The organism is Streptomyces viridochromogenes, from assembly GCF_001270495.1.
Classification (GTDB): Bacteria; Actinomycetota; Actinomycetes; order Streptomycetales; family Streptomycetaceae; genus Streptomyces; species Streptomyces viridochromogenes_A.
Genome location: NZ_LGUR01000039.1, coordinates 1 through 10764, shown reverse-complemented (window position 1 = coordinate 10764; position 10764 = coordinate 1). Strand labels below are relative to the sequence as shown.

Genomic DNA, 10764 nt, shown 5'->3' with positions numbered 1-10764 from the left:
CCACTGCCCCGCGGTCTGGCCGGCCGGACCCTCCGCCCAGCGGCAGTCGCCGAGCGGCGGTCTCGTCAACCCGCTGCCCGAACTACTGGGCACGGGGACGTACCGGTGAACCGCGTGACACAGGCCTGCCGCTGGTCCGGCCCTGTTTCCTGACGGTCGGGCCGTAGGCCAAGCGCACCGCCCGTGAGCCCGCCGGACCGTGCCTAGGGGCGACGTACAGGAATGGGTTGGCCAGCCCTCGCCCGTGGCGGTATGTGCTGGCCGGGTGCCGCAGACCGGAAGCGGACCCTGTCGCCCCACCCACCATGAAGGCCCGGGACACCGCGGGGTCCCGGGCCGACCCCTGTGTACTCCTCGGCCCACCCTGGACAGTTTTAGGTACGCCGTGAGCGGCAGGCCCACTACGTTGGCCGCGGTTGACTGACCGCGCCGAACGCGCGCACCACAAATCGGGGGAGGAACCCTAATGCGTAAGCGCATCACCACAGCTCTCGGAGCCGCAGCCGCCGCCGTCATGCTCGCCACTGCCACCGCATCCGCGGACACCAACGGCCGTCCGGACACCGGCGTCAAGTTCTTCGATGGCTCCGGGAAGTTCACCCGGCCCTGCGGTACCACCTACCAGGTAGGTCTCCAGACCACGAAGGTCGTCGCGGTCAAGCGCCTTGACGGCCGTTGTGCGGGCCACGTGTGGCTTCGTGTCCACGGCAACGCGTGGGGGGAATGGCGTCACAGCGACACCGAGATCACCCTCAACAGCCCCAGCGGCACGTTCGACAGGGCCCAGATCAAGGGCTGCGGCGAGGACTACTGCAAGACGTACGACGTGTACGTCTAGGGCCTGTCCGGCGGATAAGGCCGGCTGTGAGGGCGGTGCCTTTCGGCCGACCCGGGCCGGGGTCGATGGGGGTGCCCCCGCGCGAGCCGGGCGAAGCCGGTTCGGGCGTGGGGGAGCGTGCAGCTGCAAGGCGGAGGAGGAGTCGACGTGATGGGGGGGGGCACGGCGGTCCGGGCTGCCGTCGGTTTCGGGCCTGCCGGTCGGTCGGCGTTCACCCCGGGCGGGTGCTCCCGCCCTCGCCGGGGCCGGAGAGCACCGGGGACGAAGTGGCGAACCGGGTCCGTACTCGGCCCTCGCGGCATCGCCCTGCCGGGCGCGGCACTCGGTGCGGCCGCAGTCGTGGGTGCCGGTTCGCTGGTGATGGCGTGGGAACGTGTCCGCCCCGCGGCCATTGGCAAGGCACTCCCATCACCCCGCACCCGGCACACGGGAACGGGCCCTGCCCGTCCGCGATGACCACCTGTGCAGCCGTTGGAAGCGGCCGGTACCTGAACGCACCCGACATACAAGGGAGTACTGTCCGGCATCTCGCCCGTGCCGGCGGAGAAGACGTACACCGAGGACCTCCACCTCCGCACCAGAACGGCATGCACGCCCTCTTGCGCTTCGTCCCGGACGTCTCGCCGTCACCGCCGACCTCGCCGCGACGCTGGTCCTCCAGCTCGACGAACTGGCTCGGCCGGCCGCCGAACCGGGCTTCCCGGACGACGCCCGGTACCGCACCGAGACGGCCGACGCCCTCCAAGCCGCCCTGCTGGCCCAGAGCGCCGGCCTGCTCGACCTCATGCCGACGAGACCGCAAGCTTCTTCGCCTGCGGCATGCTCGGCAACACGCTTACGGCCATCGGGCTTCCCGCGAGCGCCGGGAGGTGAGGGGGTCCTCCGGTCGGGCGACGCGTCAGCGCACGCCTGCCGCGTCGAGCAAGGTGGTGACCGTGGGGGTGATGAGCCCGGTCAGGTTGTCGGCCTGGATTCCCGCGCGGGCGCTGGCTCCGTCGAAGATCAGGCTGAGTTGCCGGGCCAGCAGATCGGGATCGCCCGCCCCGCCCTGTTCGGCCTCGGCGCGGAAGAAGGCGGTCAGGTTCGCCTTGACCTGATGGGCGACCCGGCTCGCGGGGTGGCTCTGGTCCTTGAGCTCGATCTGCACGGCCAGGTACCGGCAGCCGCGGAACTCGGGGGCGCCGGCCTGTGATTCCACCTGCGCGAAGACGTGCAGGATCCGCTCGCGGGGGGAGAGGCCGTCGTCCGCCGCAGGCAGGAGAGTCGCCACGTAGGCGGAGGAGCGCTCCTTCAGGCTTGCCGCCAGGAGTTCGTCCTTGCTCTCGAACAGCTGGTACATGGAGCGCTTCGACACCCCCGCCGCCTTGCACAGCGCCTCGACGCCGATGCTGACGCCGTCTCGGTAGGTGAGCGTGGCCGCCGCCTCCAGCAACCGCTCCCTGGGGCTCAGCTTCACTTCGGTGGTCATACCGCGAGGTTAACCCGAAGCGGACGAAATGAAAACCGATCGGTTTCCAGGGGCTCCGGGGGAGAGGCTCGGCGACGGCCCGGGGGAAGGGGCTGGGCGCGGGCCGGGGGAAGGGGCCGTCGCCGAGCCATGATGGTGTGCGCGCCTGTCGTCCCCGGCAGGGCGACACACGCCGGGGCCGCTCCGAGTAATGGCCCGTCTTGGGTGACCTGCAGTCACGCCGGGACGGCGGTCTTCTCGGGCGTCGTCTCCGCCGGGATGCGGTGCAGTGCCTTGCGGTCGTACCACCCCAGTACGCCGAAGCCGAACAGTGCGGCCGCCATCATGACCCAGCGGGCCCATGTCGTTGTGGGTGTAGCCGAGGGCGTGGTCGACCTGGCCGCTGATGACATTGGCGGAGAGCATGCCGCAGACCACGAGGACGAGCGCGTAGTAGAACGCCGTCAGGCCCAGGCCGCTGTGCGAGTCGAGCGGGTGGCCGTCCTTGACCGCGACGGCGGCCGGGTCGGCAAGGAGGACGCGTGCCGCGGCGGGCAGTTTCGCCTGCCCGGTCCCGCTCTGGAGGGTCAGCTCCCTGCCCATCTGGAGCGAGGCGTTCTCGGCCGCCTGGGTCGTCGCCGCCCGGGCCAGGCTGGATCCCACGCTGCCGGGGGACTGGTTGGTCAGCACCGTCAGCGTCGGGCGGGCGGGGGTCGCGGTGGTCGCGGCGCCGGTCAGTGCGGTGGTGGAGGAGGTGAAGTCGGCCGGGACGAGGAGCGCGCCGTACAGCTTGCCCTCGCCGAGTTCCTCCTTCACGTCCCTCTCGTCCATCACCTTCCAGTCGATCTTGGCCCCGCTCGCGGTGGACTTCTTGATCGACTCGGTGATCTGTGCCCCGAGGTTGACCTGCTTGTCGCCGACGACGGCTCCCCTGTCGGCGTTGACCAGGCCGACGGGCAGCTTGGTCATGTGGTCGACCGGGTCGATGTTCGCGCCGACGTAGAACACGGCGAACAGCAGGGCGAGTACGCCCGTGATGACGCCGTCGCGATCCACAGAGGCTTGGCGCGCAGGACGCGGAAGGGGTGAATGCCACTCATGACGTACGTGTCTCTCGGTCGGTGGACGCGGAGGGTTTCGCCGGGGGCTGCCAGCCGCCGGTCACTTCCTTGACGGGCTTGTGCGGGTAGCGGCGCCGGGCGTACTCCTGCGCGTGCGAGCCCGGCAGAACGTACAGGGTTTCCTTCTTGTCCTGGAGCGGTCGCAGGACGGTGTCCATGAAGTTCTTGCGGTCGTCCAGGTACGGGCCCAGCACGTCCTCGCCGGCGGGGCAGACGGCAAGGCAGTAGCCGGACTTGTAGCCGGGCGGTGAGCTCAGGCTCTGCCACATGGAGGCGCTCTCGGAATCAGTGACGCGGGAGCGGTAGTCGGCGGCGTCCTCGCTGTCGGCCACGGTCTGCGCCCAGTCGGTGAACCCGCTCATGAACTCGCGGTAGTTGTGCGTGGTGCAGGCCAGCGCGTCGAAGGCGCCGTCCTTGGCGATGGCGCCGACCGGACAGGCGGCGACGCACAACTTGCAGTCGATGCAGGGGTTGTAGTCCAGCGCTTGCCCGTACGCGCTGACCTCCGCGTCCACCAGGACGGTCACGAGCAGGACGAAGCTGCCGAACTTCGGGTGGATGACGTTGCGGTGCAGGCCCATCACGCCGAGCCCGGCGGCCACCGCGACCGTCTTGTGCGCCACCACCCAGATCCGCTCGCGGGGGAAGCGGTCCATCTCCTGGGGGAAGCCGACGGACGGGTTGAGGGCGCGGTAGCCGGCGTCCTGGAGCGCCTGGGTGACGCTGCGGGCGGCGTGGTTGGCCTGTTCGTCGGCCTGGTGGAACTCCTGGTTGGCCACGCTGCGGGCCGGGGAACGGCAGTTGTCGCGGTTCATCCGCACCGCCATCGCGATCAGAGTGCGGGTGCCGGGCAGCGCGGACTGTACGTGCTCGCGCTCGCCGGCCAGATCGGGGTGATCCAGACTGACCGGGGCGGCGTCGTCCGCGCCGGCCGCGAGGCACAGCTCGCGCAGCCATTCCGCGTCGATCACCGCCGACGGACGCGCGATGCCGCCGGTCCTGCGCTGGGCGAGTACAGCCTGCACCGACGGGTGGGCCGCCAGTTTCGCCGGAAGCCTGGGAGGAGTGGGTTGCCCCTCCGCGTCGCGTGCGGCAGTCATCCGTACTCCTAGGGATGCGGGTTCCAGGCTCGCCGGCACGGCGAGAAACCGATCAGTTTCACCACCGTAAACCGATCGGTTTCGACGTGCAAGTCCAAGCGGCGAGGCGCCCGCCGACGGCGTCGACTGTGCCCGCCCCGACGACACGGCGGCCCCAGCCGCGGCACCTCCTGCCACTCGCCCCACTCCCTCCGCTGCTCTCGGCACGCCCAGTGCCTCCGCGAGTGGCGAGCCCACCGACATCGACCAGGCCGGTCGGACAGGTGGAGGGCTCGTCATCCCGGGGATCCACGGGTACGGAACGCCCCGGTGGAGCCGGGGAGTCTGTTGGGCTTGCGTCTGGAAACCGATCGGTTTATCGTGATGGAAACCGATCGGTTTCTCATTCTGTGGAGGCAGTCATGACCGCACTCAAGGGCGCCAACGTCTTCGTCACCGGCGGCAGCCGAGGCATTGGCAAGGCCCTGGTGGAAGAGCTGTACGCACGCGGTGCCGGCAAGGTCTACGCCACGGCCCGCGACCCGCGCACGGTGACGCACCCCGACGCGGTACCGGTGGCGCTGGAGGTCACCGACCCGGCCTCCGTGGCGGCCGCCGCCGCGCAGGCGCAAGACGTGACCGTGCTGATCAACAACGCCGGTGCCTCGGTCGGCGCGTCCTTCCTCGACTCCCCGGTCGACGACGTACGCCGGGAGTTCGAGACCAACTTCTACGGCCCGCTGCTTCTCACCCGCGCCTTCGTGCCCCTCATCGAGCGCAACGGCGGCGGCCACCTCCTCAACGTGCACTCCGTGCTCTCCTGGCTGGCCCTCGGCGGCTCCTACAGCGCATCCAAGGCCGCCCTGTGGTCGCAGACCAACTCCCTGCGTCTGGAGCTGCAGCCGCGCGGCATCGCCGTCACCGGACTTCACGTCGGCTACGTCGACACGGACCTGGCGGCGGACGTCGAGGCGCCCAAGTCCGACCCGCGTGACGTCGCCGCACTCGCCCTCGACGGCGTCGAGACGGGCGCGTACGAGGTGCTCGCCGACGACATCTCGCGGCAGGTCAAGGCCGGCCTGGCCGGCGAACTGACCGGCCTGTACGCCCAGTTGGCGAAGTAACCCCCCCTTTACACCCGAGGAGCCGGCGAGATGCCCAGCCACGAGTCACGTCCCACGATCCACATTCCGGGAACCACCAGCCACACCATCGCCCCGCGCACAGGGCGCCGCAGCCGTGAGGGAACCCTGCGCTACCTCAAGGCGGGCACCGGTGCTCCCGTGGTGCTGCTGCACACCGTGCGCACGCAGGCCGAGCACTTCCGCCACCTCATCCCGCTGATCTCGGACCAGTACACCGTGTACGCCCTCGACCTGCCGGGGATGGGCTACTCCGAGATCGTGTCCGGGGCGTCGTACGACGAGCCGGCCATGCGCGCGGGCGTCGAGCGGCTTCTGACCGAACTCGACCTCCACGACGTGACGTTGGTGGGGGAGTCCATGGGGGCGGTGCTCGCCCTGACCACCGCGGCCGATCTCCCCGAGCGGGTACGCCGCGTCGTCGCGGTGAACACGTACGACTTCCCCGGTGGGATCGCCCGGTCCAGTCTTCTCGCCCGTGTGGTGGTCAGCGGTGTTCTCGCCCCGGGGGTGGGCCAGGTGGTCGCCGGGGTGGAGCCCAAGGCCGCCCTCCGCAGGATCCTGCAGGGCGGGCTGGTCGACAAGACCGCGCTGCGGGAGGACTACGTCGACGAGCTCCTCCAGGTGGGCAGCCGCCCCGGCTACTCGACCGTCGCGAGGGCCGTGTACCAGAACCTGCCCAGCCTCATCGCCGCCCGCTCGCGCTACCCCGAGGTCAAGGCGCCCGTCCACCTCGTCTACGGCGAGGAGGACTGGTCCCGTCCTTCGGATGCCGGCCGCCGATTTCACGCAGGTCCCCAGGACCGGCCACTTCATCGCCCTGGAACGGCCCGACCTGCTGGCCGACCTGCTGAACGCGGTGGCCTGACTCCCGGCGGCACGGGGCCGTGAGCGCTGTCGCGGTCGGTGAGGTGTACGCGGGTGCGTTCGGAGTCGCAGCCACCCGCGGCGGAAATGCTCATCGGCCTGTCGACTGTAGGTCTCGATGCGGTACGGGAGGCCCAGGCGCCGGGACAAGGTGGTGAACAGGAGCTGGTAGAGGGCGTCGACGAGGTCGGTGAGGGTTGTGCGTCGACGGCCTGGGCGTAGGCCCGTTGGTGGCGGTGGCCGCTGACCGGGTCCGTGGCCTGCTGGTACGGGGCGTTGCCGAGGGAGCTGAAGAGGACCTCGGTGCGGATGCCGAAGCGGTCGCACAGGCGGGCGGCCATGGCGAAGGCCAGGGGATTGCACGAGGGAGGTGCCGATGTGCGGGGCGCCATTGATCGTGGTTGACCGCTGTTAAGGGCGCGCTATGGGCACGACCGGCGGAAAGTCAGTGGGGCGTTGAGGCTCCCGGTGACGCGTCCGTCGGCCGGCGTGGCCGGATGTCCATCGCGCAGGACTGACCGCGACATCCCGGTCAGCACGGCGGCCACCCTCGCCGGCCGGGACGACGGTGCTCAAGAGCGCAGTGCGTCACTCCGTCAGCGCGCCCATCGCCCGGTCGAGCAGCACGGCCAGCGGGACAGTGCCCTCACAGGCCACCCACGCCGTGGAGGCTGAGTCCAGGCAGGCGAGCGCGGCGGCGGTCAGTGCGCTCGGCCGGATATCCTCGGCCTGGTCGGGGTCGGCCCCGAGCCGCCGGGCGATCTCCGGCACCAGCAGTTCCTGCCAGCTCAGCTGCTTCTCGTGGTGCCGGGCGCGCAGCGACGGGGTTTCCTGCAGCATGCGCAGATAGCTGAGTGCCTGCTCGGGCGCTGCCTCGTTCATCCGCGTCAGGACGTCGAACGCCCGGCGCAGTGCCTCCCGCGGCTGCTCGTCGTCGGGGCGGGCGGCGAGCGCCTCCGCGATCTGGCGGCCGGACTTCTCAAGCCGTCCCAGGAGGATGTCTTCCTTGGTGCCGAAGTACCTGAACAGGCTGGCGCGCGACAGGCCCACCTCGGCGGCGATCTGGTCGACGGTGGTCCGGTCGAACCCCTGCTCGGTGAAGAGCCGGTGCGCCACCTCGACCACTTCCGCCTGAACCGTCGCACGCACACGCTCGCGCAGGCCGGGCGGCTTGCGTGCGGACTGGTCGGCAGCACGAGCGGTTTCAGGCATACCAGAAGGGTACGGTAAAGACTCAATCTGATACCGAGTATCAGTGTGTGGAGCGCAGGTATCCAGGGCGCCACCGACGGCAAGCCCGTGTGGGATCCCATCAAGGAATTCGCCTGGATGCAGGGCTTCAGTGACGACTTCTTTGCCCTCCACGACCACCTGCGGGCCGCCCTGGCCCCGCACAAGACACCGCGCCACTGGTGTCTGGCCGACGCCATCCCGGCCAACTCCATGGGAAAGATCCAGTCGAGTCCGCCAGGCCGTGCCGCATCGCGGCGGGGACGGTCGCCTCCTCGTCACCGCTCCGATGCGACGGCCGGTGGGTGCGATCCCTGGACGGGAGACCGCACGCCCACCGTCCGTTCCCGGGGCTGCTGCGACGAGCGCCGGCTCTGGCCGACGCCTGTGCCCTACGGTTACGCGGCGCTGCCATGGGCCTCGGTGGCGACGTCGGCCCATTCCTCCCAGGTCTTCAGCCGGTCGGCGTAGACCTGCGGGACGAGCTGGAGCGGGGAGGTGCCGAAGAAGACCCGCAGGGGCGGGTTGTCGGCGTCCACGATCTTCAGCAGGGCCGCGCCGGTGGCGGAAGGGTCGCCGGGCCGGGTGGTGCTCCAGTAGGCGGCGAGGGCCGTGCGCAGGTCGTCGTAGGCGGGCAGTTGCTCGGCGAAGGTGGCGGAGGGGCCGGACCAGTCGGTGGCGAAGCCGCCCGGCTCGACGAGGGTGACCTTGATGCCGAATCCGGAGACCTCCTGGGAGAGGGCCTCGCTCAGTGCCTCCAGGGCCCACTTGGAGGCGTTGTAGACGCCGAGGTTGGGGAAGGCGGTGACGCCGCCGACGCTGGAGATCTGCACGATGTGGCCGCTGCCCTGGGCCCGCAGGAGGGGCAGGGCGGCCTGGGTGACCCACAGGGCGCCGAAGAAGTTGGTCTCCATCTGGTCGCGGACCTGCTGTTCCGTCAGCTCCTCGACCGTACCGAACAGGCCGTAGCCGGCGTTGTTGACGACGACGTCCAGGCGGCCGAAGTGCTCGTGCGCCCGCTTGACAGCCTCGGTGGTGGCGGCCTTGTCGGTGACATCCAGGGTGAGGGGAAGGATCGCCTCGCCGTGGACGGCCACCAGGTCCGCGAGGGAGTCGGTGTCGCGGGCGGTCGCCGCGACCTTGTCACCGCGCTCCAGGGCCGCCTCGGCGAACTGGCGGCCGAAGCCGCGGGATGAGCCGGTGATGAACCAGGTCTTGCTCACGAGAACACTCCCGTTCGAGGTGAAGTCTTATGGGGAGACTCTACATCGATGTGAGACTTAGTATCAAGATGAGCTTTGGGGTCGATGCTGTACGCTGCCCTGCAACGGCGAGGCACGTTGGACAACTGGAGGACAGAGATGTCTTCACATGTGGCGCCCGATGACCAAGCGACGTCCGGACTTGACCGGCGTGGCGAGCTGAGGGAGTTCCTGCGGTCGCGCAGGGCCCGGCTCAGGCCCGAGGACGTGGGCCTGCCGTCGTACGGGCGTCGGCGGGTTCCCGGACTGCGGCGCGAGGAGCTGGCGCAGCTTGCGGGGGTGTCGTACGCGTACTACGCGCGCCTGGAGCAGGGATACGGCGAGACCATGTCGGCCGAGGTGCTGGACGCCGTCGCGCGTGCCCTGCGCCTGAGCGAGGAGGAGCGGGAGCATCTGGTCCGGCTGGCCCAGCCCGAACGGCAGGGCACCCCGCAGGCCGCGCCTCCGCCGCAGCGGCTGCGGCCCAGCGTCCAGCATCTGCTCGACGGGCTCGGCGTGCCCGCCTACGTTGTCAGCCGGCGCCTGGACATCCTGGGGTGGAACCGGCTCGCCGCCACCGTCTTCGGGGACTGGGCCCAACTGACGCCCGAGGAGCGCAACACCGCCCGGCTGATCTTCCTCTCGCCTGAGGCACGCGACCGGTTCGCCGACCCGGAACGGACGGCTCTGACAGCCGCCGGCGCTCTGCGCATGAACGCCGGTAAAAGCCCCGAGGATTCCTACCTCTCTTCGCTGATCGAGGAGTTGTCGCAGAAGAGCGAGGAGTTCCGGCGGTTGTGGGCACGGCACGAGGTGAGCTGCGGGACCGTTGGCGACATCGTGCGGATGCGGCACCCGCTGGTGGGAGAGTTCGACCTCGTCCACGAGTCCATGGCGTTGCGCGGGGGCGCCCCGATGCGGCTGGTCACCTACCACGCCGAGCCGGGCTCCCGGTCGGAGGAAGCCCTGCGGATGCTGGCCAGTTGGGAGCTGGAGCCGCGGCGCTGAGACGTGGGTCCGGCCGGGGCCTGTGGCGGCGTCACGCGCCGACCCATTCATCGGTCCCGTCCGAGAACTTCTGGTGTTTCCAGATGGGCACTTCGTGCTTGAGGTCGTCGATCAGTTGCCTGCAGGCTGCGAAGGCATCTCCCCGGTGGGGGCATGCCACGGCGACCACGACCGCTGTGTCGCCCACCGCCAGTTCTCCGACCCGGTGCACCGCGGCGAGGGCGCGCACCGGGTGGTTCGCCACGACCTTCTGCGCGATCCGCCGCAGCTCGGCCTCGGCTGTCGGGTGGCACGAATACCCCAGTCCGTTCACGTCCGCGCCCGCGTCATGGTTGCGCACCGTGCCGACGAACAGCGCGATCCCGCCTGCCGCTTCGTCGCCGACGGCCTGGAAGACCTCCTCCAGGGAGAGCGGTGTCCGCCGTATCGCGAGCAGCCTGACCGGCTGCGGATGCGCCCGCTCACCGGGGTGCTCGCGGGCTCGGTCAGCTGCCACGCCTCCGTACCTTCCTGACCTGCCTGTCACAGCGTCAGCCTCCGATCGCCGACATCGGGCGGTCCGGCTGCACGAACGACGGGTCGTCCAGGCCCGCTCCCGCCTTCTTGCCCCACATCGCCAGGCGCCAGATACGGGCGATCTCCTCGTCGGGGGCGCCCGAGCGCAGGGCCGCTCGCAGGTCCGTCTCCTCTGTGGCGAAGAGGCAGGTGCGTACCTGGCCGTCGGCCGTCAGGCGGGTGCGGTCGCAGGCCGCGCAGAACGGGCGGGTGACGGAGGCGATGACGCCCACCAC

At 70.3% G+C, this 10764-nt stretch carries 9 protein-coding genes and 2 pseudogenes; 4 read left to right on the top strand and 7 right to left on the bottom strand.

The features are described 5' to 3' along the window. The first annotated feature begins 466 nt into the window (after positions 1-466). Positions 467-838 (top strand): hypothetical protein, encoded by a 372-nt coding sequence (locus ADK36_RS07195; protein ID WP_048587360.1) that lies wholly within the window; start codon positions 467-469, stop codon positions 836-838. 898 nt (positions 839-1736) lie between these two features. On the opposite strand, the gene ADK36_RS07190 is transcribed toward ADK36_RS07195, so the two are convergent. The 3 genes from ADK36_RS07190 to ADK36_RS07180 are packed head-to-tail and all read right to left on the bottom strand — an operon-like array spanning position 1737 to position 4506. Beyond that, positions 1737-2306, bottom strand: a complete 570-nt coding sequence (locus ADK36_RS07190; protein WP_053196784.1) for a TetR/AcrR family transcriptional regulator — start codon at positions 2304-2306, stop codon at positions 1737-1739. A 9-nt stretch (positions 2307-2315) separates the two neighbouring features. Further along, a complete protein-coding gene (locus ADK36_RS07185) occupies positions 2316-3341 on the bottom strand; it encodes a YhgE/Pip domain-containing protein (protein ID WP_234329700.1) in 1026 nt (341 codons plus the stop codon). Positions 3342-3381: 40 nt separating this feature from the next. Then, positions 3382-4506 carry a 4Fe-4S binding protein gene (locus ADK36_RS07180; RefSeq protein WP_048587358.1) on the bottom strand — a complete coding sequence of 375 codons (1125 nt, stop codon included), beginning with the start codon at positions 4504-4506 and terminating at the stop codon, positions 3382-3384. 401 nt (positions 4507-4907) lie between these two features. Here ADK36_RS07180 and ADK36_RS07175 point away from each other — a divergent pair, with 401 nt between their 5' ends. Beyond that, positions 4908-5609, top strand: coding sequence for an SDR family oxidoreductase (locus ADK36_RS07175; protein ID WP_048587357.1), 702 nt, complete (start codon positions 4908-4910; stop codon positions 5607-5609). A 30-nt stretch (positions 5610-5639) separates the two neighbouring features. Beyond that, positions 5640-6495, top strand: a pseudogene (locus tag ADK36_RS07170) (alpha/beta fold hydrolase). 587 nt (positions 6496-7082) lie between these two features. Here the strand turns inward: ADK36_RS07170 and ADK36_RS07165 are convergent. Together ADK36_RS07165 and ADK36_RS07160 are read right to left on the bottom strand one after the other, a co-directional pair. Beyond that, positions 7083-7706 carry a TetR family transcriptional regulator gene (locus ADK36_RS07165; protein ID WP_053196782.1) on the bottom strand — a complete coding sequence of 208 codons (624 nt, stop codon included), beginning with the start codon at positions 7704-7706 and terminating at the stop codon, positions 7083-7085. A gap of 416 nt (positions 7707-8122) precedes the next feature. Next, positions 8123-8947 carry an SDR family oxidoreductase gene (locus ADK36_RS07160; protein ID WP_048587355.1) on the bottom strand — a complete coding sequence of 275 codons (825 nt, stop codon included), beginning with the start codon at positions 8945-8947 and terminating at the stop codon, positions 8123-8125. 138 nt (positions 8948-9085) lie between these two features. Between ADK36_RS07160 and ADK36_RS07155 the strand changes: the two genes are divergently transcribed. Further along, the gene (locus ADK36_RS07155; RefSeq protein ID WP_048587361.1) at positions 9086-9973 is read left to right on the top strand and encodes a helix-turn-helix domain-containing protein; all 888 of its coding nucleotides are present in this window, start codon (positions 9086-9088) and stop codon (positions 9971-9973) included. A gap of 31 nt (positions 9974-10004) precedes the next feature. Here ADK36_RS07155 and ADK36_RS07150 read toward each other — a convergent pair whose 3' ends face one another. Both ADK36_RS07150 and ADK36_RS07145 read right to left on the bottom strand, forming a co-directional pair. Beyond that, positions 10005-10469 carry a molybdenum cofactor biosynthesis protein MoaE gene (locus ADK36_RS07150; protein ID WP_048587354.1) on the bottom strand — a complete coding sequence of 155 codons (465 nt, stop codon included), beginning with the start codon at positions 10467-10469 and terminating at the stop codon, positions 10005-10007. A gap of 34 nt (positions 10470-10503) precedes the next feature. Next, positions 10504-10764: pseudogene (locus tag ADK36_RS07145) on the bottom strand (GTP 3',8-cyclase MoaA); the annotation flags it as partial.